Annotated in this window: 23 protein-coding genes, 1 tRNA gene and 1 pseudogene; 5 read left to right on the plus strand and 20 right to left on the minus strand. The window is 62.2% G+C overall.

The genetic code is table 11. The features are described from left to right. Positions 1 to 14 precede the first annotated feature (14 nt). The gene (locus tag DMY87_RS01660; protein ID WP_110789541.1) at positions 15 to 1,181 is read right to left on the minus strand and encodes a nucleotide sugar dehydrogenase; all 1,167 of its coding nucleotides are present in this window, start codon (positions 1,179 to 1,181) and stop codon (positions 15 to 17) included. A 100-nt stretch (positions 1,182 to 1,281) separates the two neighbouring features. On the opposite strand from DMY87_RS01660, the gene DMY87_RS01665 reads away from it, so the two are divergent. Further along, complete coding sequence (locus DMY87_RS01665; RefSeq protein WP_165826124.1) at positions 1,282 to 2,211, plus strand: NAD-dependent epimerase/dehydratase family protein; 930 nt, start codon at positions 1,282 to 1,284, stop codon at positions 2,209 to 2,211. Between the two features lie 169 nt (positions 2,212 to 2,380). Here the strand turns inward: DMY87_RS01665 and istB are convergent, their stop codons facing one another. The 3 genes and pseudogenes from istB to DMY87_RS01680 form a co-directional block, all read right to left on the minus strand. Continuing rightward, a complete protein-coding gene (istB, locus tag DMY87_RS01670; protein ID WP_110789543.1) occupies positions 2,381 to 3,175 on the minus strand; it encodes an IS21-like element helper ATPase IstB in 795 nt (264 codons plus the stop codon). Then, positions 3,165 to 3,748, minus strand: a pseudogene (locus DMY87_RS01675) (Mu transposase domain-containing protein); the annotation flags it as partial. The gene istB and the pseudogene DMY87_RS01675, both read right to left, overlap by 11 nt. Before the next feature lie 530 nt (positions 3,749 to 4,278). Further along, positions 4,279 to 4,353: transfer RNA gene (locus DMY87_RS01680), tRNA-Gln, on the minus strand. Positions 4,354 to 4,521: 168 nt separating this feature from the next. Between DMY87_RS01680 and DMY87_RS01685 the strand changes: the two genes are divergently transcribed. After that, positions 4,522 to 5,082 (plus strand): type 1 glutamine amidotransferase domain-containing protein, encoded by a 561-nt coding sequence (locus DMY87_RS01685; protein ID WP_110789544.1) that lies wholly within the window; start codon positions 4,522 to 4,524, stop codon positions 5,080 to 5,082. Positions 5,083 to 5,526: 444 nt separating this feature from the next. Here DMY87_RS01685 and DMY87_RS01690 read toward each other — a convergent pair whose 3' ends face one another. Beyond that, complete coding sequence (locus DMY87_RS01690; protein ID WP_110789545.1) at positions 5,527 to 5,850, minus strand: hypothetical protein; 324 nt, start codon at positions 5,848 to 5,850, stop codon at positions 5,527 to 5,529. Positions 5,851 to 5,951: 101 nt separating this feature from the next. Between DMY87_RS01690 and DMY87_RS01695 the strand changes: the two genes are divergently transcribed. Continuing rightward, positions 5,952 to 6,926, plus strand: a complete 975-nt coding sequence (locus DMY87_RS01695; protein ID WP_205908128.1) for a hypothetical protein — start codon at positions 5,952 to 5,954, stop codon at positions 6,924 to 6,926. A gap of 91 nt (positions 6,927 to 7,017) precedes the next feature. Next, entirely contained in the window at positions 7,018 to 7,974 is a 957-nt protein-coding gene (locus DMY87_RS01700) for a DUF1499 domain-containing protein (protein WP_110789546.1), read from the plus strand. Positions 7,975 to 8,717: 743 nt separating this feature from the next. On the opposite strand, the gene DMY87_RS01710 is transcribed toward DMY87_RS01700, so the two are convergent. The 3 genes from DMY87_RS01710 to DMY87_RS01720 form a co-directional block, all read right to left on the minus strand. Further along, positions 8,718 to 9,644, minus strand: a complete 927-nt coding sequence (locus DMY87_RS01710) for an MBL fold metallo-hydrolase (RefSeq protein WP_110789548.1) — start codon at positions 9,642 to 9,644, stop codon at positions 8,718 to 8,720. Next, positions 9,641 to 9,937 carry a cupin domain-containing protein gene (locus DMY87_RS01715; RefSeq protein WP_110789549.1) on the minus strand — a complete coding sequence of 99 codons (297 nt, stop codon included), beginning with the start codon at positions 9,935 to 9,937 and terminating at the stop codon, positions 9,641 to 9,643. The genes DMY87_RS01710 and DMY87_RS01715 overlap by 4 nt, the downstream gene beginning before the upstream one ends. A gap of 79 nt (positions 9,938 to 10,016) precedes the next feature. Beyond that, positions 10,017 to 10,952 (minus strand): helix-turn-helix transcriptional regulator, encoded by a 936-nt coding sequence (locus DMY87_RS01720; protein ID WP_110789550.1) that lies wholly within the window; start codon positions 10,950 to 10,952, stop codon positions 10,017 to 10,019. A gap of 98 nt (positions 10,953 to 11,050) precedes the next feature. Here DMY87_RS01720 and DMY87_RS01725 point away from each other — a divergent pair, with 98 nt between their 5' ends. After that, a complete protein-coding gene (locus DMY87_RS01725; protein ID WP_110789551.1) occupies positions 11,051 to 11,800 on the plus strand; it encodes an SDR family oxidoreductase in 750 nt (249 codons plus the stop codon). A 71-nt stretch (positions 11,801 to 11,871) separates the two neighbouring features. On the opposite strand, the gene DMY87_RS01730 is transcribed toward DMY87_RS01725, so the two are convergent. The 12 genes from DMY87_RS01730 to DMY87_RS01785 all read right to left on the minus strand — a co-directional run bounded on the left by DMY87_RS01730 (position 11,872) and on the right by DMY87_RS01785 (position 24,063). Further along, positions 11,872 to 12,732 carry a sigma-70 family RNA polymerase sigma factor gene (locus tag DMY87_RS01730; RefSeq protein WP_110789552.1) on the minus strand — a complete coding sequence of 287 codons (861 nt, stop codon included), beginning with the start codon at positions 12,730 to 12,732 and terminating at the stop codon, positions 11,872 to 11,874. Then, positions 12,732 to 13,199 carry a carboxymuconolactone decarboxylase family protein gene (locus DMY87_RS01735; protein WP_110789553.1) on the minus strand — a complete coding sequence of 156 codons (468 nt, stop codon included), beginning with the start codon at positions 13,197 to 13,199 and terminating at the stop codon, positions 12,732 to 12,734. Before DMY87_RS01735 ends, DMY87_RS01730 begins: the two co-directional genes overlap by 1 nt. 112 nt (positions 13,200 to 13,311) lie before the next feature. Next, a complete protein-coding gene (locus DMY87_RS01740) occupies positions 13,312 to 13,599 on the minus strand; it encodes an addiction module antidote protein (protein ID WP_110789554.1) in 288 nt (95 codons plus the stop codon). Further along, positions 13,592 to 13,897, minus strand: coding sequence for a type II toxin-antitoxin system RelE/ParE family toxin (locus DMY87_RS01745; RefSeq protein ID WP_110789555.1), 306 nt, complete (start codon positions 13,895 to 13,897; stop codon positions 13,592 to 13,594). Before DMY87_RS01745 ends, DMY87_RS01740 begins: the two co-directional genes overlap by 8 nt. Positions 13,898 to 13,937: 40 nt before the next feature. After that, the gene (ppdK, locus tag DMY87_RS01750) at positions 13,938 to 16,604 is read right to left on the minus strand and encodes a pyruvate, phosphate dikinase (protein WP_110789556.1); all 2,667 of its coding nucleotides are present in this window, start codon (positions 16,602 to 16,604) and stop codon (positions 13,938 to 13,940) included. A 222-nt stretch (positions 16,605 to 16,826) separates the two neighbouring features. Further along, positions 16,827 to 18,455: a dihydroxyacetone kinase subunit DhaK gene (locus tag DMY87_RS01755; RefSeq protein ID WP_110789557.1), complete on the minus strand. Its 1,629-nt coding sequence runs from the start codon at positions 18,453 to 18,455 to the stop codon at positions 16,827 to 16,829. Positions 18,456 to 18,468: 13 nt separating this feature from the next. Next, complete coding sequence (locus DMY87_RS01760) at positions 18,469 to 19,464, minus strand: ABC transporter ATP-binding protein (RefSeq protein WP_110789558.1); 996 nt, start codon at positions 19,462 to 19,464, stop codon at positions 18,469 to 18,471. Next, positions 19,457 to 20,554 carry an ABC transporter ATP-binding protein gene (locus tag DMY87_RS01765; protein WP_110789559.1) on the minus strand — a complete coding sequence of 366 codons (1,098 nt, stop codon included), beginning with the start codon at positions 20,552 to 20,554 and terminating at the stop codon, positions 19,457 to 19,459. The genes DMY87_RS01760 and DMY87_RS01765 overlap by 8 nt, the downstream gene beginning before the upstream one ends. Positions 20,555 to 20,556: 2 nt before the next feature. Further along, on the minus strand, positions 20,557 to 20,745 hold the full coding sequence (locus DMY87_RS01770; RefSeq protein WP_110789560.1) for a hypothetical protein: 189 nt from the start codon (positions 20,743 to 20,745) through the stop codon (positions 20,557 to 20,559). Then, entirely contained in the window at positions 20,742 to 21,680 is a 939-nt protein-coding gene (locus tag DMY87_RS01775; RefSeq protein ID WP_110789561.1) for a carbohydrate ABC transporter permease, read from the minus strand. The genes DMY87_RS01770 and DMY87_RS01775 overlap by 4 nt, the downstream gene beginning before the upstream one ends. Next, positions 21,677 to 22,624, minus strand: coding sequence for a carbohydrate ABC transporter permease (locus DMY87_RS01780; protein ID WP_110789562.1), 948 nt, complete (start codon positions 22,622 to 22,624; stop codon positions 21,677 to 21,679). Before DMY87_RS01780 ends, DMY87_RS01775 begins: the two co-directional genes overlap by 4 nt. A gap of 104 nt (positions 22,625 to 22,728) precedes the next feature. Next, complete coding sequence (locus tag DMY87_RS01785; RefSeq protein ID WP_110789563.1) at positions 22,729 to 24,063, minus strand: ABC transporter substrate-binding protein; 1,335 nt, start codon at positions 24,061 to 24,063, stop codon at positions 22,729 to 22,731. Positions 24,064 to 24,223 lie beyond the last annotated feature (160 nt).

Consider the following 24,223-nt stretch of genomic DNA (forward strand, 5'->3'; position numbering starts at 1 on the left):
CGGTTCGGTTTGAATTAGTTCTCTCCGAACACGTCCCGCGAATAGACCTTCGAGGCTACGTCCTCTAGCAAGGGGTCCATACGATTGCAGATTATCAGATCGCAAATGTTCTTAAACCGCTCGATATCAACCTCGACTGATACACCGCACAGGGTGCTGGAGGTCACCGTCGGCTCGTAAATGAGCATCTGCATTCCTTTCGCCCTCAATCCTTCGATTACATTGAAGACGGCAGAAGAACGATGATTATCAGATCCTGACTTCATGATGGTTCGGAAGACGCCGATCACACCGGGACTCCTTCTAGCAATGTCATCGACTAAAATCGCACATCGTACTTCGTTCGATTTGATGGTGGCGGATATCAATGCCTGAGGTAACTCGCCGTAGCTCGCCATCAGTTGGCGAGTATCCTTCGGCAAGCAGTAGCCACCATAACCAAACGAGGGGTTATTATAGGACATTCCAATCCGCGGATCCGCGCCTACTGCCCGAATCATCTCGGCACTGCTTAATTGATTTACTATCGCGAAATTGTCGAGTTCGTTAAAAAAGGCTACCCTCATTGCCAAATAACTATTAGCAAACAGCTTCACTGCCTCCGCTTCGTCGGGCCCCGTGAAGTAGACCGGAACTTCTGGGACTAACGCACAGGCCTTCAGTAGATTGGCGAACGACACAGCAGCGGCACTCTTTGAGCCCACTACGATCCGTGACGGATACAGGTTGTCGTAAAGCGACTTTCCCTCGCGGAGGAACTCAGGTGAAAAAATAATTCTATCTGTCCTGTGCAGCTCCGAAAGTTTCCGTGTATGCCCAATAGGTATGGTCGACTTGATAACCACCGTTGCACATTTATTCCAATGAAGCGCGGAAGCTACAACGCTGTCGACTGAACTAGTATCGAAAGCATTACTGGATAAATCGTAGTCTGTCGGAGTCGCCACGATTATGAAATCGGCTTCAGCGAACGCTTCGTGCGCATTCAGCGTTGCTCTTAGAGCAATGCTGGCATCTTGCAGCAACATCGTGATATCGTCATCTGCAATCGGGGAGCGTCGCCTATTGATGGAATCGACGCGTTCACCCGAGACGTCTAGTGCTATAACGGTGTGATGTCGCGCCAAGAGAATGGCGAGCGAGAAGCCGACATAGCCGGTCCCTACAACGGTGATCTTCATTTCTATATAACCGGTTTCAAATTGGCTGCTAGCCATAGCTATGTTGTTTGGCTAACTCAATTGCGATTGTCAGATAATTCATAGCTGTGGAGAAAATATCTTGATCCTTGTCACTGGCGCTTCAGGGTTCATCGCAACTCACCTCATTCAAGCGCTGCATGAAAAAAAGCGTGCGATCGTCAGCTCTGGGCGAAGTAAGCCCACGCGCCTTCGGGGAGATTTTATCTCGGCTGAACATCTAGTTGACGTGGCGGGCCATATCGACTGTGTTGTACACCTAGCCGGGCGCGCTCATGTACCGCGAGACGCCTCTCTCGAGTCGAGAGAAAAGTTCCGATCGGCCAACGTCCAATACTTAATTGACATCGCAGGTGCATTCGGACTGAAGGGTACTCGGCGTTTCATCTTTATCTCCTCTATCGGGGTCTTGGGTGACGAAACCCAACCAAACCTTCCCTTCACCCACAAAAGCGCTCCCGATCCGCGAAATGAGTATACACAGTCTAAGCTGGAAGCGGAGATAGAGCTCCGTAAGGTCGCGGAAGAGACAGGGATGGAGTATGTAGTTATCCGTCCGCCCATGGTCTATGGTGCAGATGCCAAAGGAAATTTCGCGACTATGGTGAGGTGGCTAAGTCGAGGCCTACCTCTACCTTTTGGATTAGTAGAAAATCGTCGAAGTCTAGTTGGAGTTGAAAACTTAGTCGACCTAATAATCACCTCGATTGACCACCCTGCCGCGGCCAATCGCACCTTTTTGGTTGCGGACGGCAAAGATATTTCGACAAAAGACCTTCTGAAGCGCACGGCAACCGCAATGGGAAAGACAGCGTTTTTACTACCAGTTCCCCCAATTATACTTAAAGCCGGGCTGCGATATAGTGGGAATGAAGAACTTGCCAAACGCTTGTTGGGATCACTTGAGATCGATATCGAGTTCACATGCAGAACCCTTCAATGGAGGCCACCGCTGTCTTTTGATATTGGGCTGTTGAACGCAGTAAGCGGCAGGATCGAAACGCCTGAGTAGCAACTGACCCAACAAGTTCTGGCGAAGTTGCGCGGGATGCTTTCCAGCGCGACGGATCCGTTCTCTCAGTCTTCTCCGATGCGGAAATCAATTCTGGTGGTGGTTTCCGCGCAGAACTGCGCCGGTTTTTCCACCGAGAAGTGAGCCACCTCTGAGTATGGTTTTCTGATCAGGATTTGGTCAATGGGCTGGCCTTTTCTCCTCTCTTCTGTGCCGCTGCGGCCGAGCTGGCCCTGAAACGGAAGCTGTCATTTCCTGTTTCCAGGATGTAGCAACGGTGTGTCAGCCGATCGAGCAGAGCGGTGGTCATCTTGGCGTCGCCGAAGACTGTGGCCCATTCGCTGAAGCTGAGGTTGGTGGTGATGATGACGCTGGTGCGCTCGTAGAGCTTGCTCAACAGATGGAAGAGCAGCGCTCCACCTGAGGCACTGAACGGAAGGTATCCGAGCTCATCCAGTATCAGCAGATCGAGGCGGACCAGCGCTTCGGCGATTTGACCTGCCTTGCCTCTGGCCTTTTCCTGCTCAAGTGCATTGACCAATTCGATGGTCGAGAAGAAGCGGACCTTCCGGCGATGATGCTCGATTGCCTGGACGCCGAAAGCGGTCGCGATATGTGTTTTTCCCGTACCCGGCCCGCCGACGAGGACAACATTGTGAGCTCCATCCAGGAACTCGCATCGGTGTAATTGGCGCACGGTGGCTTCGTTGATCTCGCTGGCGGCGGAGTCATATCCGGAGATGTCTTTGTAGGCCGGGAAGCGAGCTGCCTTCACGTGATAGGCGATGGAGCGGACCTCGCGCTCTGCCATCTCGGCTTTCAGCGACTGGGACAGGATCGGCACGGCAGCATCGAAGGCTGGCGCTCCCTGCTCAATTAGATCCAGGACCGCTTGGGCCATGCCATACATCTTCAGGCTACGAAACATGATGACGACGGCGGCGCTGGCAGGATCATGACGCATGGCGAGCTCCAACGATGCGGACACGTAAGCCGTCATATCGTTCGACGTTGGCCTTGGGTTCGCGCACCAAGGTCAGCGCCTGTGGTGTGTCGATATCGGGACCATCGATTGTCTTGCCGTCGATCAGACGGTGCAGGAGGTTCAGCACATGCGACTTGGTCGCGACGCCGGCATCCAGAGCCAATTCTACAGCACGAAGGACGACCGGTTCGTCGTGATGAAGAACGAGAGCAAGGATGTCCGCCATCTCGCGATCACCGCCGGGGCGGCGGAGCATCTGGTCCTGTAATTTGCGGAAGGCGAGTGGCAACTCCAGGAAGGGCGCACCGTTACGAAGAGCTCCGGGCTTGCGTTGGATGATCGCAAGGTAGTGTCGCCAGTCGTAAATCGTCCTCGGAGGTTTGTCGTGGCTGCGCTCAATGATCCGCACATGTTCGCAAAGAACGTTGCCCTCGGCAGCAACGACCAATCTTCGGGATAGATTCTTAAGCTGACAGGCCGGTTGGCAAACGATGCGGGCACGCTGTAGCGGTTTCGTTCGAAGGTGATCAGGCAGGTGGGGGAGACCCGTTTCATGAAGCTCGGCTTTTGGTTACTCCCTGCAGAAGATGAGCCAAGGGGCTTCCGGCCGGTCCTTGAAGCACCTGACCTTTACACATTCTTGGTCCACGAAATCGTCACGCTGGCCTTCAATGGAAGGCCACTCATCTTTTGCACGTACTGCAAGGAGCTACAACGGGAGCAGAGGCGTGCCGATTGCCTGTACTGCAGCGACGCTTGTCGGCAGGCAGCTTACAGAGACCGGAACGCCAAGCAGCCCCGGTGTCCGCAGACCTATAGGGACTCGGGCCGGCCGCCGCCAGGATGCATCACGAGTGCATCGGCTCGAGGAGGTGGATAGACAACCTCTTGCTTCGTATCGCATCGGGTGAGAGAATTTCTTTGGCGGTCCGCGAACGAGAGCAAGTACAGCAGAATTTCGAAATCGCGTAAGGCAAGACCGATGACTTTAATCCGGAAAATTCTGCTGTCCGTTTCTGTCGCCCAAATTTAGTGGCCGCGAGCAGATTCAGCCAAATTCGGGGTGCAGACCGCTTAAAAGATGGCTGGGGCGCCAGGATTCGAACCTGGGAATGCCGGTACCAAAAACCGGTGCCTTACCGCTTGGCGACGCCCCAACAGATTGCGTGCTCAAGGTCGCGCCGCAAATCGCCGCCTGATTAGCAAAGGCAGAGCCGAGCGGCAACAGGTCTTGTCGACTGGCCGGGCGATTTTTGCGGAACGATGACGGCGGTCGGTCGTTTGCCTGTCATCCCCCGAGCCAACGAGAGACGAAAGGACCCATCATGCCGTCGATTACATCCGCACGCATCCTCATCCTTGCCACCCATGGATATGAGCGTTCCGAGCTGCGCGTGCCGCTCGAAAAGCTCTCGGCCCGCGGCGCCCAGGTGTCGATCGCTTCGCTGGAAAAGGCGCCGATCAAGAGCTGGGACGACGAGAACTGGGGCGACACCGTCGAGGTCGACCTGACGCTGGACGAAGTCTCGGTCGAGGATTTCGATGCCATCGTTTTGCCCGGCGGGCAGATCAATCCGGATCTGTTGCGCAAGGAGCGCAAGGCGGTCGACCTCATCTCGGCCTTCGTCGCATCCGGCAAGACCGTGGCTGCCGTCTGCCATGCGCCGTGGCTGCTGATCGAGGCCGGCGCGGTCAAGGGCCGCAAGGCAACCTCGTTCAGCTCGATCAAGACCGACATGATCAATGCCGGTGCCGACTGGCGCGACGAGGCTGTGGTGACCGACCAGGGTATCGTCACCTCGCGCAATCCCGGCGATCTCGATGCGTTTGTGTCGAAGATCGTCGAGGAAATCGAGGAAGGCCGCCATCAGCGCCGCGCGGCCTGAACCGGTCGGGCGCCATGCACGGGCCGCAGGTCATCTGCGGCCTGATCCAGAGCCAATGGGGCTCGGCGATTTTCGCCGGGCCGTTGTTCTTGTGACGGTCGCTCCACCGCCCGGATGACCGATATCCGCCCGCTTCGCTTGACTGCGAACAGACCGCTCCGCCCTCCCCCACTCGGAGGAACCCAGCGGCACCGCGATCTGGATGCCACAACCGGCCGACCGCGACCCGCCGCACCGGCCGCCGGCTCTGCCCGACATCCGCTCCCGTGACCCGGTCAGGTGAAGACCAACCGCGATGAATTGGCTTTACCGCGAGGAGGAGCGCGCACCTGCCACCTGCCGCTGCTGCGGCTTCGCCGCCCTCAGTCTTCCAAGGTGCCTGCCCGGACGGCACGCGTGTCCCGGTCACCGTCTCGTCATTCCTGGCCCGCCACCCTGAACCCATCATCCAGGGATCGCCGGCACCTCACGGCGCAGATCCGGTTCGTCGTGGATGAAGGTGAGCTGGAGGGTTGCCATGCGTTCCGCCTCGGGATGGCCGCCCAGGTCATGCGGCACGTCGACCGTGATGCCGGCCCCGCTCAGGGCTTCGGCAAAGGCGGGGAATGCACCGGCGGGCAAGTTCAGACGGATGGTGTTCATCAGGTTGGAATACATCCTGGTGTCGTCGATCCAGCCGCCAAGCCGGTTCACCGTGTCGAAGACCAGTTGGGTCGCAAGCCTGCGCTCCAGCCGTGTCACGCCCGTCATCATCACTATGGCGCCCATCGCCTCATCTCCTTTGCGCCCCGCAGTTTGGCGCTCGGCGGTGACAAATCAAGTCCATTGTGAAATAGGCTTGGAGGCAATCGGAGCGGCGGACGGCAGGCATGAAGAAACAGCGGCAGCGCGGCGGACAACAGAAGCGACGGGCGACAGCGGCGATGGCCGGGACGATACCCGTCGCCAATGGAGCGACGGTGGACGCGGTGCAGCCGACCGGCGCAGATGCGGCGGGCCGAAGCGGGCAAAGCGCTGCAGGCGCCCGCTTTCACGCCGGCATCCAGACGCGCGGCTTCAAACTGGCGCTCGCGCTGTTCCTTGCGGGCGTGCTGCCGGTCGCCCTTGCGCTCTCCATCCCGCATGACTTCGCCTTCTTCGAGCTCGGTTTCCTGTTCACCCTGTCGATCTACGATCTGGTGCTGGCGATGCTCGGCTTGTCGGTGGTGGTCGGCATGGCGGAGCGCGGGCGGGAGATCGGCTGGATCGCCGGCACCTTTCTCGGCGTACTCCTGCCGATGCTGCTGCTCTTCGACACGATCTTTCCGATCATCCTGCAGAGCCCGCTCGGCGACGAACTGTTCCTGATTGCGCCGGTGGCCGTTCTCTTGGCGGGCGTGGCCTTGTGGCTGCCGCAGCGGTTTCGCGTGGTGGGCGCAGCGCTTGCGGCAGCCGTCGTCGCGCTGTCGCTGTCGCTGTTCATCGGGCTCGACGATTTCGGCATCGGGATCAAGGAGTTTGCCTTCACCGCCGTGCTCGGCGCGTTGTGGATCCTGCTGTCGCCGGGCCTGCTGCTGCGGCCGTTTCGCGGGGCGTGGCTCATCATCCCGGCGCGCATCATCGGCTCCTGGCTGGTGGTGATCGCCATCATCGTGACGGTCTCGCTTTACGTGCCCCTCACGCCCGAGCCGCAAATGCCGCTCGGCGATCCGAGCGCACCTGACGTGATGATGCCCGGCATCGGCTCTCTCGACTCGCCGAGCCTGGCGCCGCTCGATCCCGCGATCGAGGAGGGTCTGGAAGACGCGCCCGGCGGCGACGGCTCCGACCTGTTCCTACCGCGCGAGGAGGACCCCGCGCCTTGAGTGATCGCCACGGGCATCGGGATATCGACGCCTCCCGGCCAAGCGGTTACACAAGGGGGCTCTTCGTTCTCCTGATTCCGGTGCCGCCTGCATGATCGTCCGCTACGACCGTCCCGTGTCCCGATCCGCCTTTCTTGCGCGGCGGCTCGCGCTGTTTGCGCTGGTGATGGTGTTGCTGGTGATCGTGGCGCATCGGTTCGGCTTCCTGAAGACGCCGGACTTCGTCGCGCTGGTGCTGGTTGCGGCTTTGCCGGCCGCCTTTGCCGTGCCGCTGGCGCTGATCGGGCTGATGCGGCTCTGGCAGATCGGGGCTCTGGGCGGGATCGCTGCCGTTCAGGCGCTCGCCTATGCGGCCCTGCCGCTGGCACTGCCCGGATATGGCTATTTCCTCTATGAAAGCCGGCCGATGCTGACGGAGGTGTCGACCGATCTCAACGACCGCCCGGCCTGGGTCTCCGTGCCGGAGGCCGACCAGCAATTCCTGCCCCGCCCGCCGCTTTCGGTCGTGGCCAGCACCTTGCAGGCAGAGCATTACCCGGGCCTCAACGGCCGGCGTTACGAGGGCGCGATCGACCGGGTCTATGAGGCCGTGCGCAAGGTGGCGGTGGCCAACGGGCTGGTGGTGACCGCCAGCCGCGGCGAAGCGGAAGCCCTGCCGGACCTGCAGCTGCGGCCGGCGGAAGACGGCACGACTGCGACACCTCCGGCATCGGCTGCGACCGGCACACCCCCGGCCGAGGAAGCCCTGCCCGAGAGTGGCCCGCTGCCGATGCCGCGTCCGGATGCCATCTCGGCCCTGATCGCCGCAGCCGAGGCCGGCCCGGCAGAACCGGACGGCGAAGCGCGGCTGCAGCTTGCGACAAAGACCTTTCTGCTCGGCCTTCCCTTCGATGCCGTGGTGCGGCTGAAGGAAGAGGCGGAAATGACGCTGGTCGACATCCGCGTCGCCGCGCGCTACGGGCCGCACGACCTCGGCTTCAGCGACGAGATCGCCGAAGGATTTCTACATGCCCTGGATGCCGAACTGCTGGGGATTGCCGGGAATTGAGGAAGGCCCCACTCGCCCCATCTGTGGGGAAGATGTCGGCGCGGCCGCCAGAGGGGTCGAACTGGACAAGGCGGCGGCTCGGAGCGCGGGTTAGATCAATTCCGTATTTCCTTGGAAACACAGACCTGATCTAACTCTTTGTTATCAAGCGATCTTTGGATCACCTTGCGATGGTCGCCAAAGCGAGCAGCTCGCTTATAACTTGGACCGATCCTTGTCTCGTCTCCATTTGATGAGATAGGCAAAACCGGGTCCGATCAGCGCTCCTCCCGTCATCCATTGGGCCAATGTCAGTGGCTTTTCGTCAGGATCATGCCCCGTCACATAAAGGAGGAGCAGAAACGCGGCGGCACCCGCAAACATGAGAATAATCGGGAATAATATGCTTTTACGAAACCCTTGCGTCATCGTGTTTCCTATCGTTCAAAGTCTTTGAGTGGGTGGCCTGCACCACGACCGCAGAACACGGCCCATCGCATACATACCAACAAAAGCAGCCATTTTCCCCCTGAGTTCTGCACCACGCATTTTCGCATCGCCATGACAAGGCATAGGGAATTGAAGGCCTGACGCTATTCTGCACCGCTCAAGGCCAGGGCCTCAGCGGACCAAAATCGCGCTGCTTCACTCCCCTAACAGCGCCCGCGAGCGACTTCTGATCTCGTCCCTGATGGGACCCCCTCTGTCCTGCCGGGCATCTTCCTCATACGGCGGGTGAGCGGATGAATGCTGGCCACGTGCGATTAGGCAGGCCAATACTTGCCCAACAGCTTCGGCGGCCCATCCGTCGCAATCAAGCGCTTCTCCACCAGATCTTCGATATGGGCGAGTACCGAAAGCGCGGCTGCCCCATGCAGGCGCGGATCGGTTGCGGCATAGATGACCTTGACCATGTCCGATATCAGCCGGTCGCCTTGCCGGATACGCTCAAGCACCGCTTGCTCGCGCATCAGGCGATGGGTGCGCAGCGCGCGGACGAATGTCTGGGGATCAGTGACCGGGCCGCCATGGCCCGGGAGATAAAGACTGTCCCTGCGCTCCACGAGCCGGTCAAGCGAGGCCATGTAGTCGCTCATCGCGCCATCCGGGGGCGCGACGATCGAGGTGGCCCAGGCCATGACGTGGTCGGCGGAGAAGAGGATGCCGGCGCCCTCCAGGGCGAAGGCTGCGTGGTTGGCCGTGTGGCCGGGCGTGTGCACGGCGGTAAGGCGCCAGCCATCCCCCTCGATGGCCTCGCCATCGGCGAGCGCCAGATCGGGCACAAAATCCGTGTCGGAGCTTTCGGCGAAGGGGTTCACCTCGCCCTCGAAGAGCGGGCGCGACGGGCGATGCGGACCTTCGGCGACGATGATCGCCCCGGTCGCCTGCTTCAGCCGGCGGGCGAGCGGGGAATGGTCACGGTGAGTGTGGCTGACGGCGATATGGGTGACATCCCTGCCCGCGAGCGCCGCCATCAGCGCCTCGAAATGCGCGTCATCATCGGGACCGGGGTCGATGACGCAGACGGATTTCTGGCCGACGATGTAGGTGTTCGTGCCGTGGAAAGTGAAGGGGCCGGGATTGTTGACCGTGATCCGTTGCACCCCCTCGGCCACAGACACGGCCACGCCATGCTGCGGGTCGAAGGCGGTGACGAAGTGCGGCAAGGACGGATCGTCGCTGCGGCTCATTTATACTCGATCTCGACAAAGCTCATGGGCTCGGTGCCGCCATTGATGACATTGTGCTCGACACCGGCATCGCGGCGATAGGCCTCGCCGGCCTTCGACGTCACGCGGCGTTCGCCGGCGGCATCCTCGATCAGGAAATGGCAGTCAGTCATCGGCACGACGACATACCCCAGGCCATGAGTGTGATGGCCCGTCGCGGCACCGGGTTCGAAATCCCAGCGGATGATGCGGGTGACCGCATCGTCGAGGATCACGGTGGGGATGGCGGGCGGGCGGGCGGAATAGCCGGGCATGGGGTGTCTCCGTGTGGGACCGACGAGGGGCGACGCGCGTGACGGCATGCGTCATGGGAGCGCGAGCCTAGCTTCTGCCTTACCCCGCGACAACAGCGGAAATCGGACGCCAGGAGGCAATCGCCTGTTTCTGCTCAACTTCGTAGCGCGAGGGCGGCACGCCAACGAACCGGGTGAAGGCGGTGGAGAAGGCGCTGGCCGAGCCGTAGCCGATGCGCTCGGCGATCTCCTGCATGCCGAGCACCTGGTCGCGCAGGTGATCCTTGGCGAGCGCCATGCGCCAGGCGGTGAGATATTCCATCGGCGGCAGTCCGATCGCGGCGCGAAAGCGCTTGAAGAAGGCGGAGCGGGAGAGCGCCGCTTCCCGGGCCAGGCTTTCGATCGTCCAGTCGCGCGCGGGATCGGCGTGCAGACGGCGGAGGCTCGCTGCCAGACGTTCATCGGCAAGTCCGCGCAGGATGCCGGTCGGGGCCTTCTCGCTCGGGGCGACGCGCAGGGCTTCGAGCAGGATGACATCGAGCAGGCGGGCGAGAACCATGTCGCGTGCCGGACGCGCCGCGCGGATCTCATCGGTCAGGAGGCCGACAAGGGTGGAGAGGCGTTCGGCGCCGCGCACATGCAGGAGGCTCGGCAGAAGCGAGACCAGCAGGTGCGCATCGGGCGAGCCGAAATAGAAATGTCCCACCAGCAGGCGCGCATTGGCCGGCGCTTCGAGATCTCCATGGCAGACTTCGCCGGGCGCAACCGGAATGTCTGCGGCGATGCCTCCTCTTTCCGGCAGACCCAGGACATGAAAATCGAAAAGGGCCGGCACGAGCACGAAGTCCCCGGCCTCGATCTCCATCGGCGGAAGACTGCCGACGGTGAGGCGGGCGGAGCCATCCAGCACCACGCAATAGAAGGGTTCGCCGGTCAGTTCGCGCGAGACCTGCCAGGCGCCGAAGCCGCGGGCGATCTTACCATGGCCGGCGCGCGGACGCAGCAGCGAGACGATTTCGGCCAAGGGATCGCTCAAACGACACTCCTGATAAAGATTTGGACACTCCGCATGATAGAGGATTTCGCATCGCCCGGATAGCCTGGGGTCAGTTCACCAGACAGGAGACGAAGACCATGAACAGTATCCTGATTACCGGCGCTTCGGCGGGCTTCGGCCTTGCAACGGCCAAGCTCTTTCTCGATCGCGGCTGGCGGGTGATCGCCGGCATGCGGACACCGCGCGCGGACCTGCTTGCGCCTTCCGACCGGCTGCAGGTGGTGGCGCTCGACGTGACCGATCCCGGCAGCATCAAAGCGGCGGTCGAACAGGCCGGGCCGATCGACGTGCTCGTCAACAATGCCGGCATCGGCTGGATGAATGCGGTGGAGGGCACCGGTGGAGACACGCTGCGTGCGCTGTTCGAAACCAACACATTCGGGCCGGCGGCAATGATGCAGGCGGTTCTGCCGCAGATGCGGGACCGGCGCTCCGGCGTGATCGTCAACGTGTCCTCCAGCGTGACGCTGAAGCCGCTGCCGCTGCTGTCGGCCTATACGGCGAGCAAGGCGGCGCTGAATGCGCTGACGGAGGTTTCGGCGCTGGAACTCGCGCCCTTCGATATCCGGGTGCGGATCGTCCTGCCCGGCCGCGCGCCGGCCACTGGCTTTGGGGACACGGCCCGCACCAAGGTGCAGGAACAAGGCGGCTTCCCGGAAGCCTATCTGCCCGTGGTGAAAGCCGTGATGGACGCCTGGGCGAGCGAAAGCGAGGCCGAGGTGACGAAGGCAGGCGATGTCGCGGAAGCGATCTGGCTGGCGGCCACAGATCCAACAACGCCGTTGCGCATTCCGGCAGGCGCCGATGCAGTGGCTCTGGCGGGCTGAGACTCGGCTTCGGCGGGAGGGCGGCGGGGTCGTTCCTCCCTACCCTGCCGCTGCCGCCGAGCCCCCAACATTCAGTGCAGATGCCTGAGCTTGTCGGGGTTGCGCATGACATAGATGGCGGTGATCGCGCCATCCGCAATCTCCAGCGCTGTCGTCTGCAACTCGCCGTCCGCCTCGCGGGTCACGAAGCCCGGCAGGCCGTTGACGAGGCCGACGCGCAGGAGGTCTGACCCCTGCGTCCAGACCTTCTCCGAGAGATAGGTGTGCACCTTCATCACCGCCTGATGCCCGAGGATCGGGGCGATTGCCGCCGAACGCTTGCCGCCGCCATCGGAATGCAGGCCGACATCGGCTGCGAGCATGGCGGAAAGCGCCGTCATGTCGCCGCTGCGCGACGCCTTGAAGAAGGCCTCTGCCATCTCCAGCCCGCGCTTGGCGTCGATCGTGTAGCGGGTCCGCGCGTCTCGCACGTTCCGGCGTGCGCGGGCTGCCAACTGTCGGCAGGCCGCCACATCGCGGTCCAGGGTTTCGGCGATCTCCTCGAAAGGCAGACCGAAGACATCGTGGAGCAGCAGTGCCGCCCGCTCCAGCGGTGACAGCCGCTCCAGCGCCAGCATCAGCGGCAGGGTGACATCCTCGGGCTCGTCCTCGTCTTCGACCACGGGTTCCGGCAGCCAGGGGCCGATATAGGTCTCGCGCTTCAGGCGGGCCGATTTCAGCTGGTCGAGGCAAAGCCTTGTCACGACGCGGCGGAGAAACGCCTCGGGCTCGCGGATCTCGCGGCGATCGGCCCTCATCCAGCGGATGAAGGCCTCCTGCAGCATGTCTTCGGCATCCGTGACCGAGCCCAGCATGCGATAAGCGAGCCGCATCAGCTTCTGCCTCAACGGATCGAAACTCGCTGCCGCATCTGTTTGCTCGGAGGGCAACATCAGGCGGCCACTCCCTGAGCTCGGGTCGCCGGTGTCTCGATCCAGAGGCCGAAGCCGACGGCCAGTCTGTTCCAGCCGTTGATGACATTGATCATCAACGTCAGCTTCACCTGCTCCTCCTCGGTAAAGGCCGCCTGCAGATCCCGGAGTGCCGTCTCCTGCGGATGGCCGGCTGAAAGCGTGGTCAGGGCTTCGGTCCAGGCCAATGCTGCGCGCTCGCGCTCCGTATAACACGGCGCCTCGCGCCAGGCCGAGAGGAGATAGATGCGTTGTTCGGTCTCGCCCTGGGCACGGGCTTCCGCCGCGTGCATGTTCAGGCAATTGGCGCAGGCATTGATCTGGGACGAACGGATCTTGACGAGTTCGACGAGACCAGGTTCGAGGCTCGCGGCGATGTCGGTCGAGACGGCCATCCACTTCTTCATCAGCGTGGGGGCGGCGGCGAAAGGATCGAGTGTTGCGGTCATGATGTCGTTTCCTTCTGTTGGCTACGAGATCATGACGAGCGGGGGGTGGTCAATGTGACATGGGGCGGGGATTTTTGTTGGGAGTTGGCGAAAAATCGACCGTTGCGACCACTCAGGTAACAACATCCGCCGTCAGCGAAATCCCCAGCGCCTTCATCACCGCGAGTGTGGTCTTGAGCGTCGGATTGCCCTCGCTGGAGAGCGTCCGATACAGCTGTTCCCGCGAAAGCCCCGCCTCCCGAGCAATGCCGGCCATACCCTTGGCCCGGGCGACCACGCCGAGTGCGTGGGCGATGTAGGCGGCGTCGTCGGTCGTCAGGGCCTCATTGACGAAAACGGAAATCGCCTCTGGGGTATCGAGGTCTTCCGCCGGATCGTAGTCGGTCAGGATTTCAGTCATCTGTCTCTCTCCAGATCCGTGCCAGGCGTTTTGCTGTGTCTATGTCTCTGACCTGGCTGTCTTTGTCTCCGCCACAGAGGAGGACGATGATCTCAGCGCCCCGTTGCGTGAAGTAGATGCGGTAGCCGGGGCCATAGTGCAGGCGTAGCTCCTGCACGCCCTCGCCGACGGAGGCCGCATCTCCGAAATGGCCGAAGCCGAGGCGGTCCATACGCGCGGCGATCAAACCTGCGGCTCGCCGGTCCTTCAGACCGAGGCGCCACTTTCGGAAAGTCTCTGTTTGCTTCAACTCGAACATATTGTCGTCCAAAAACTACAAATGCACAAGCCCTGCGAAGTTATCCCCGCGCCTTGATCGCCGCCTGCGCCGCAGACAACCTCGCAATCGGCACCCGGAACGGCGAGCACGACACGTAATCCAGCCCGACATCCTCGCAGAAGTGGATCGAGGTCGGGTCGCCGCCGTGTTCGCCGCAGATGCCGAGTTTCATGTCGGGTCGCGTTTTGCGGCCGCGTTCGGCGGCGATGCGGATGAGTTCGCCAACGCCGTCGAAATCGAGCGAGACGAAGGGATCCTGGATGATGATGCCCTTCTTCTGGTAGGTCGGGATGAAGCGGGCGGCGTCGTCGCGGGACATGCCGAAGGTGGTCTGGGTCAAGTCGTTGGTGCCGAAGGAGAAGAATTCGGCGGCTTCGGCGATGATATGGGCGCGGATGGCGGCGCGGGGCAGCTCGATCATCGTGCCGACGAGATAAGAGATCTCGAGTTCGGCTTCGCCCATGACTTCGGTTGCGACGCGATCGATGACGGCCTTCACATAATCCAGCTCGGAGCGCAGGCCGACCAGCGGCACCATGATTTCGGGCACGACGGCAGCACCCGTTTCGCGGGCGGCGCTAACTGCCGCCTCGAAGATGGCGCGGGCCTGCATTTCGGCGATCTCGGGATAGGAGATGGCAAGGCGGCAGCCGCGATGGCCGAGCATGGGGTTAAACTCGTGCAGCGCATCGATGCGGCGGCGCATGAAGCCGGGCTCAAGCCCCATGGCATTGGCCACTTCCTCGATTTCCTCGTCGGACTTCGGCAGGAATTCATGCAGCGGCGGATCGAGCATGCGGATCGTCACCGGCAGGCCATGCATGATGGTGAAGAGCTCGGTGAAATCGGAGCGCTGCATGGGCAAGAGCTTGTCGAGCGCGGCGCGGCGGCCGGCTTCGTCTTCGGCGAGGATCATTTCGCGCATGACGTGAATGCGCTCGCCCTCGAAGAACATGTGTTCGGTGCGGCAAAGGCCGATGCCTTCGGCGCCGAAGGAGCGGGCGGCGCGGGCATCGCCCGGCGTGTCGGCATTGGTGCGCACGGTCATGCGGCGGGTCGCATCTGCCCAGACCATCAACTGGGCGAAATCGCCCGAAAGCTCCGGCTGCAGCATGGGCACCTCGCCCTTCAGCACCTGGCCGGAGGAGCCGTCGATGGTGACGATGTCGCCCTTGGTCAGCGTGACGCCGAGGCCAACAAGCTTTTCGTTGCGCAGATCGACGCGCATGGTGCCGGCACCGGAAACGCAAGGGATGCCCATGCCGCGGGCGACCACAGCCGCGTGGCTGGTCATGCCGCCACGGGTCGTCAGGATGCCTTGGGCCGCATGCATGCCGTGGATGTCTTCGGGGCTGGTTTCGACGCGCACCAGAATGACCTTGCGGCCTTCGCTTTCGGCCTCGACCGCCTCTTCCGCCGTAAAGACGATGGCGCCGGTCGCCGCCCCCGGCGAGGCGGGAAGGCCGGAGCCGATGACATGGCGGGTGACGCGCGGGTCGATGGTCGGGTGCAAGAGCTGATCGAGCGAGGAGGGCTCGATGCGCATCACCGCTTCTTCTTTCGTGATCAGGCCTTCCGCGACCATGTCGACGGCGATCTTCATCGCGGCCTTCGTCGTGCGTTTGCCCGAGCGGGCCTGCAGCATCCAGAGCTTGCCGCGCTCGATGGTGAATTCAAGATCCTGCATGTCGCGGTAATGCGCTTCCAGCCGGTCGCAGATGGCGCCGAATTCGGCGAAGGCCTCCGGCATCAGCTTTTCCAGCGACGGCTTGTCGGAGCCACTGTCGATGCGGGCGGCTTCGGTGATCGATTGCGGCGTGCGGATGCCGGCGACGACGTCCTCGCCCTGCGCATTGACCAGGAACTCGCCGTATAATTCCCGGGCACCGGTCGAGGGATTGCGGGTGAAGGCAACGCCGGTGGCCGAGGTCGAGCCGAGATTGCCGAAGACCATGGTCTGCACCGTCACCGCCGTGCCCCAGTCCCCGGGAATGTTGTGCAGCAGACGATAGGTCTTGGCCCGCGGGTTCATCCAGCTGGAAAAGACGGCGCCGATCGCGCCCCAGAGCTGGACATGCGGGTCCTGCGGAAAGGGCTGGCCGAGGTCCTGTTCCAGCAGGTCCTTGTAGAGGCTGACGATGTGCTGCAGCTCGACGGCCGACAGTTCGGTGTCGAGCTCGTGGCCGAGGCGGGCCTTTTCGTCCTCAAGGATCTCCTCGAAGACCTCGTGATCGAGGCCCATCACGACATCGCCATACATCTGGATGAAGCGGCGATAGCTGTCCCAGGCGAAGCGGGCATCGCCGGAATGCTGGGCGAGTGCGGCGACCGTGTGGTCGTTCAAACCGAGATTGAGCACGGTGTCCATCATGCCGGGCATGGAGGTGCGCGCGCCGGAGCGGACGGAGAGCAAAAGCGGCTGGCTGGTGTCGCCGAAGGCGCGGCCGGTGGCCGTCTCGATGCCTTCGATGCCCTGGAGAACCTGGGCTTTCAGATCGTCGGGAAGGGTCTTGCCGCTCTTGTAATAGATGCCGCAGGCGTCTGACACGATCGTGAGGCCGGGCGGAACAGGCAGGCCAAGCGCCGCCATTTCGGCGAGATTGGCCCCCTTCCCTCCCAACTGATCGATCTCGGCCCTACTCCCCTCGGCCTTTCCTCCGCCGAAGGTGTAAACCCACTTGCGCATCGCCCTCTCCACCCAAAACAGGCTTTATTTTCCACCGTTTACAGCAAATGTGACGGATTGGAAACGCCACCTTGTCAAGTTTATGCTGCAATGCATCATAATTGCGGCAGTGACAGGGGATACCGGTCTCGGCGATGTGAATCGTGGGGGAGAGAGTGAAAAAGGCGGCAAGGCTTTGCCCTGCCGCCCTGATCAAGACTGGGGAGAGGTCGTCATATCGTCTTAACCGGCGCGCCTCGCCAGGAATTCGAACAGGCGAGCCACGGCTTCGGCACCGGGGTCTGCATGGCCCTGGAGCTGCTTGGCATTGATATAGGCGGCGCGGCCGGCATTGGCCTTGACGAGGGTCGCCGTGCGATCGGCACCGGCGCGGGCGGCCTCGGCTGCGGCCGACAAGCCTTCCCCGAGCGCGTCGAGGGCGGGGGCGAGCGCATCGACCATGGTGCGGTCGCCGACCTGGGCGCCGCCGATCTCCTGCATGCGGGCAAGGCCTGCCTTCAAGGCATCGCGGATCGGCAGTCCGCTTGAGGCACCGTCACCGGCGGCGGCAAAAAAGATGGCGAGCAGCACGCCGGAGGAGCCGCCCATGGTCTGGCTGAGCTCCAACCCGATCGCCCGCATCAGCTGGGTGTAATCGGAGAGCGGCAGACGGTCCATGGCGCTGAGCAGCGCCCGGGCCGCACCCGCCAGCGTCGAGCCGGTATCGCCGTCACCGGATTTGGCGTCGAGCGCGTTCAGGTCCTGTTCGGTGGCGATCATCACCTCGCAGCAGGCGGTCAGGAAATCGCGGGTATCCTTGTGGTCGGAGGGGAGCGGCATGATCGGGGTGAGACCATCCGGCAAGGCCAGGACCGACACCGGATGCACCGCGGCCAGACCCGGCCAGGCGGCGGGGCCGACCGGCTGGGCGAGCGTGTCGATATCCCACGCATCGGCCGGGAGCAGCGAGATCGAGAAGCCGCGCATGTCAAGCGAGGTCATCATGGAGGCCGGGCCGACAACATGGCTGATATGGGCGCCTATCTCGGAATGGATCAGTTCATGGGCAAGCACGGACATTTCGAGGACCGAGGTACCGCCGAGGTTGTTGATCAGGGCGACATGGGGCGTGTCGGAGATGGTTGCCTTCAGCTTCGACACTACGGCTGCCATGGCCGAGCGGGCACCAGAATAATCCACCTGTTCGACGCCGGCCTCGCCATGGATACCAAGGCCGAGTTCGGCCATGCCCTTGGGGATACGGTCCTCCTTGGGCGAACCCGGCACGGTGCAGGTGTCGAGCGACATGCCGATGCTGCGGGTGCCGGAGATGACGCGGCGGGCGGCTTCGGTGACGGTGTCGAGATCAGCGCCGTTTTCGGCCAAGGCGCCGGCGATCTTGTGGACGAAGAGCGTGCCGGCGACACCTCGGGCTTGGGGCAGATCCGGAAGCGCGATGTCGTCGTCGACGATGACCATGTTGACGTTCAAACCGAAGGCGCGGGCGCGCTCAGCGGCGAGGCCGAAATTGAGGCGGTCGCCGGTGTAGTTCTTGACGATCAGCAGGCAGCCGGCGGGGCCGGTCACGGCGAGGATGCCGGCGAGCACCGCATCGACGCTCGGCGAGGCGAAGACATCGCCGCAGACGGCGGCGGTCAGCATGCCCGCCCCGACGAAGCCAGCATGGGCCGGTTCGTGGCCGGAGCCGCCGCCGGAGACGAGTGCCACCCGCGAGCGGTCCCAATCGGCGCGCACGACGACGCGGATATGCGGATAGCCATCCAGCCTTGCGAGCGGCACGGCGGAGGTCGCGAGCAGGCCCTCGACCGCCTCGATGACCACGTCTTCCCGTTTGTTGATGAACTGTGCCATTGGAAAAACTCCTTCAAGCGAGACGCAGACCGTCGGCGTCGAAATAAAGCGGGTTGCTGGGCTCGATCCTGACGATGTCGCCATCGCGCAAGGCCGTATGGGGTTCCGTGACTGTGACGAGGCTCAAGCCCCTAAACGACAGGTGCAGGCGTGTCTGGTCACCCAACCGCTCGACGCGGTTGACGAGACTGTCCTCTCCCTGCCCCTGGCGAATATGCTCCGGTCGAAGCCCCATGGAGACGGCACGCGGGGGCGCACCTGGGAAAACGTCGGCGGGGAGGATATTGATCCGAGGCTGGCCAAGACGGGCGGCGGCATAGATGCTGACCGGCTGTTCATAGACCTCGCGCGGCGAGCCGAACTGGACGAGACGGCCGTGATGCAGCACGCCGACATGGGTCGCCATGGTCATGGCCTCGACCTGGTCATGGGTAACGTAAAGCAGCGTCGCGCCAAGATTGGCCTGAATGTTCTTCAGTTCGATGCGGAGGTCCGCCCGAAGCTTGGCGTCGAGCGAGCTCAAGGGTTCGTCCATCAGGTAGATCTGCGGATTGCGCACCAGTGCGCGGCCGATCGAGACACGCTGCATCTCGCCGCCGGAGAGAGCCGTTGCCTTGTTGTCGAGCTTGTGGCCGATCTGCAGGATATCGGCGATGGCTTTGACCTTGCGATCGATCTCATCCTTCGGCGTCTTGAGCAGCGGCGATTTGAGCGGGAACTCCAGGTTTTCGCGGACCGTCAGATGCGGGTAGAGCGAATATTGCTGGAAGACCATGGCGACGTTGCGTTCGGCCGGCGTCAAGCCCTGCGTCGGGCGGCCATCGATCAGGATCTCGCCACTGTCGGGGCGCTCAAGTCCGGAGATCAGCCGCAGCGTGGTCGTCTTGCCGGCGCCTGTTGGCCCGAGCAGCACGACGAAGGAGCCATCGGGCACGGTCATTGAAACATTGTCGAGAGCGACGTGAGTGCCGAAGCGCTTGGTGACGTTGTGAAGGGTGACCTCAGCCATGGCGCAGCACTCCCTCATTGCCGGCGGATACCAGCGCATGGCCGCGTTCGCCGGCAAAGACCGTGAGCGTTCGGCTGTCGAATTCAAGGCCGACAGTCTCGCCGGCCTTTACCGAGACAGCTGAGGAAATGCGGGCCTTGATGTCGCCATTGGCGGTCTTCAGCGTAACGATCTGGGTCGTGCCGAGATATTCGGTGGCGATGACCCGGCCGCGATAGGGAGCGGCATCCGAGAAGCGGATATGTTCGGGGCGGACCCCGAGCGTCAGACGGCCCTCTGCCCCCTGGCGCAACACGGGGATAGCGAAGCGATGGCCGTCGAGTGTGACGTGGTCGCTGCCGATGCCGACCATGCCGTCGAACTCGAGAAAATTCATTGAGGGTGAGCCGATGAAATTGGCGACGAAGAGGGTAGCCGGCCAGTCGTAGATCTGCTGTGGCAGGCCGAACTGCTCGACGACGCCATGGTTCATGACGACGATCTTGTCGCCCATCTGCATGGCTTCGAGCTGGTCGTGGGTGACGTAGACGGTGGTGGCGCCCATGCGGTCGTGCAGGGCCCGCAATTCTTCAGCCATGTGCTCGCGGAACTCGGCATCGAGTGCGCCGAGCGGCTCATCCATGAAGAAAGCTTTCGGCCTGCGGACGATGGCGCGGCCGAGGGCCACGCGCTGGCGGTCGCCACCGGAGAGGCCACCGACCGGCTTGTCGAGGATATCCTGGATCTTAAGGATGCGGGCGACCTCCTGAACGCGGGTGCGAACCTCGGTCTTCGGCACGCCCTGGCTCAGGAGCGGATAGGAGATGTTGCGGCGGACATTCATATGCGGATAGAGCGCAAACATCTGGAAGACGAAGGCGATGTCGCGCTGGCTCGCCGGCTTCATGCCGACTTCCTCGCCATCGATATAGATCTCGCCGCTGGTCGGCAGTTCGAGGCCCGCCATCATGCGCAGGGTGGTGGTCTTGCCGCAGCCGGAAGGGCCGAGCAACATAAAGAACTCGCCATCCTCGATGGTGAAGCTAGAGGACTGGACAGCGGTGAAGCTGCCGAATTCCTTGCGCACGTTTTCAATACGGATCTGCGCCATGGTTACTCCGGGAAATGGCTGACGATGATGAACATCACGGTTCCCACCAGCGTCACGAGGAAAGACCAGGAATAGAGGACAAGCGCAAAAGGCTGCATCATCATGACCACGCCAAGCGCGATCAGCGCGGACGCAAGCAATTCCCATTCATTGCGCCTGAGGCGGCGCAGACCTTCAAAAAACCGGCTCATTTGCGCACCGCTCCAAAGGTGATCCCGCGCAGGAGATGTTTGCGCAACAGGATGGTGAAGACGACGACCGGGATGAGGAAGAGCGTGGCGCCGGCGGCAACCGCCGGCCAGTCCTGGCCACTCACCCCGATGATGGTGGGGATGAAGGGCGGCGCGGTCTGGGCGGTGCCCGATGTCAGGAGCACGGCGAAGGCATATTCGTTCCAGGCGAAGATCAGGCAGAAGATCGCGGTCGAGGCGATGCCGGTGACGGCCTGGGGCAGCACCACCTTGTAGAAGGCCTGGAAGCGGGTGTAGCCGTCGATCAGCGCCGCCTCCTCGTATTCGATCGGGATTTCGTCGATGAAGCCTTTGAGCAGCCAGACCGAGAGCGAGAGATTGACTGCCGTATAGAGCAGGATCATGCCGAGATGCGTGTCGCTCAAGCCTAACTCGCGGTACATCAGGAAGATCGGGATGGCGACGGCGATCGGCGGCATCATCCGGGTCGAGAGGATGAAGAACAGGAGATCATCCTTCAGCGGCACCTTGAAGCGGGAGAAGGCATAGGCTGCCGCCGTTCCAAGCACGATGCAGAGGAAGGTGGAGCCGAAGCCGATGACGACGGAATTGTAGAATCGTTCGCCGAAGCGTGAGGGGCCGGCAATGACGAGGCCGTCCTTGCGCACCAGCGCCTCGTACCAGGTCTTCGGCTCTCCCAGCGCTACGAGATCGGCATCGGATACGCGGGTTCGGGTGGTGAAGAGGTTCACATAGCCTTCCAGCGTCGGCTGGAAGAGGAGCTTCGGCGGATAGGCAATCGAATCCGCCGGGCTCTTGAAGCCGGTCGTGATGATCCAGACCAGCGGCATGATGGTGACGACGGCATAGAAGATCACCAGGATGCCGGCGAACCACTTCTGGCGGGCGGAAGGTTCGGTGACGGAATAGCTCATCGTTCTTTCACCTTGTTCAGCGCCTTCACATAGATCGAGGCGAGGCCGAAGACCGTGACGAAAAGGATGACCGCATAAGCCGAGGCATAACCGGTGCGCCACTTCTCGAAGGCTTCACGCTTGAGGTTGATCGAGGTGAGTTCGGTGATTGAGCCGGGGCCACCGCCGGTCAATTGCACGACGAGATCGAACATCTTGAAGTTCTCGATGCCGCGAAACAGGATGGCCAGCATCAGGAAAGGCAGGACGAGCGGAATGGTGATGGTCCAGAACTGCCGCCACTTGCTGGCGCGGTCGCATTCGGCGGCTTCATAGATGCTGTCGGGGATCGAGCGCAGACCGGCGAGGCAGATCAGCATGACGAAGGGCGTCCACATCCAGGTGTCGACGATGACGATCGCCCAGGGGGCGAGCGACACGTCGCCGATCATCGAAAAGGCGGATGGGTCGATGCCGGTGAAGAAGCTGACGACGTAGTTGAACAGGCCGATCTGCGGCTGGTAGAGGAAGGTCCAGAAATTGCCGACGACGGCGGGGCTGAGCATCATCGGCAGCACGATGATCGTCGTCCAGAGATCATTGCCGCGAAACTTCTTGTTGATCAGATAGGCGAGCGAAAAGCCGATCAGCACCTGGAGCGCGATGGTCCAGAGCAGGAAATGGGCGGTCGCCTGCATGGTCAGCCAGATGTCGCCATCGGTGAGGATACGGGTGTAGTTTTTCAACCCGACGAATTCCGGCGCCTCGTTGGGGCGGTTGACGCGAAAATTGGTGAAACTCAGCCGGACCGTCCAGATCAGCGGAAAGATGTTGATCGCCAAGAGCAGCACGATCGAGGGCGTGACGAAGAGCCAGGCGATGGCGCGGTCCGAGAGACCGGAGAGGCGTCTCGCCACAGGCGGGGGCGTCGCGCGGGCGATGCGGTCGATGGCAGTATCGGACATGGGTTTCCCTCAAGCATATCAGTTGCATCCGGCAGGGCCGGCCGGTTTGGTGACCGGCCCTGCGATTGCAGCTAGTCCGCCTTCATCAGGCGGCGATTGCGGGATCAGAGCTTGCCTTCGTCCTCGAAGACTTCGGTCCAGTCCTTGACGAGACCGTCGAGTGCTTCCTTGGCGGTTCCCTGGCCGGCCACGACATAATCGTGGAAGCGCTTCTGGGAGGCCTGCAGCAGCGAGGCGTAAGACGGCTCAGCCCAGAAGTCCTTCACGATCGCCATGGAATCGAGGAAGGTCTGGGCATAGGGCTGGCTGGTGGCAAAGCCCGGATCCTCGACGACGGAGCGGAGCGCCGAATAGCCGCCGAGCGACCACCACTTGTTCTGGATTTCCGGCTGGGCGAACCACTTGATGTATTCGAGCGCCGCATCCTGCTTGGAGGAGGCTGCGACCACCGAGATGCCCTGGCCGCCGAGCTGGGCAAACTGCTTGCCGTCGGGGCCGGCCGGATTGGGGAAATAACCCGACTTGTCGCCACCGACATTGGCGTCGGCATGGATGCCGGGCCAGATGAAGGCGAAGTTCATCTGCAGTGCCACCTGGCCTGACTTATAGGCGTCGATATTCTCGGACATATAGGTGTCGGAGGAGCCGGGCGGCGTGCAGCAGTCGTAGAGGGCCTTGTAGTATTCGAGGCCGGCGATCGACTGGGGCGAGTTGACGAAACCTTCGAGTTCGTAGGGTTTGGCCGGATTGTCATACTGGAAGCCGAAGGAATAGAGCACGTCCATGGCGCCCATGGTGATGCCTTCCGAGCCACGCTCGGTGTAGATCGCGGCGCCATAGACCTTCTTGCCGTCGATATCGCGACCCTGGAAGAACTCGGCGATGTCCTTGAGTTCAGCGAAGGTCTTCGGCACAGCGAGGTCGCGGCCGTATTTCGTCTTGAATTCGGCCTGCAATTCGGGACGGGAGAACCAGTCCTTGCGATAGGTCCAGCCGACCACGTCGCCGAAGGCCGGCAGTGCCCAGTAGTTCGGCGAGTTCTTCGGCCATTCGGCATAACCGACGACGGTTGCCGGGATGAAGTCCTCCATCTTGATCCCTTCCTTTTCGAAGAAATCATTGAGCTTCACATATTGACCGTTTTCGGCCGCACCGCCGATCCACTGGCTGTCGCCGATCATCAGATCGCAGAGCTTGCCGCCGGAATTCAGCTCGTTGAGCATGCGGTCGGCGAAATTCGGCCAGGGCACGAATTCGAACTTCATCTTGTGGCCGGACTTGGCCTCAAAATCCTTTGATAGTTCGACCAGGGCATTGGCCGGGTCCCAGGCGGCCCAGCACAGGGTCAGGTCCTCAGCCTTGGCAGCGCTGGCGCCGGATAGGCTTGCCCAGACAAGGGCGCCGGCCGCGACTGATGATTTCAGGAATGCGGATGTCATGACGTTCTCCTCCCAAAACGATGTCCCGACCTCCATCGGCACACCTGCAACGCCCCCTCCAGGGCAAAAATGCAATGCGGAATTCTCCGGGATCCGAGGCCTTCTCTCCTCCGATCCGATGACGTCGACGGCACACGCATCGCATGCGCAGCCGCTCTCC

It is taken from the genome of Peteryoungia wuzhouensis (genome assembly GCF_003205195.1).
Classification (GTDB): Bacteria; Pseudomonadota; Alphaproteobacteria; order Rhizobiales; family Rhizobiaceae; genus Allorhizobium; species Allorhizobium wuzhouense.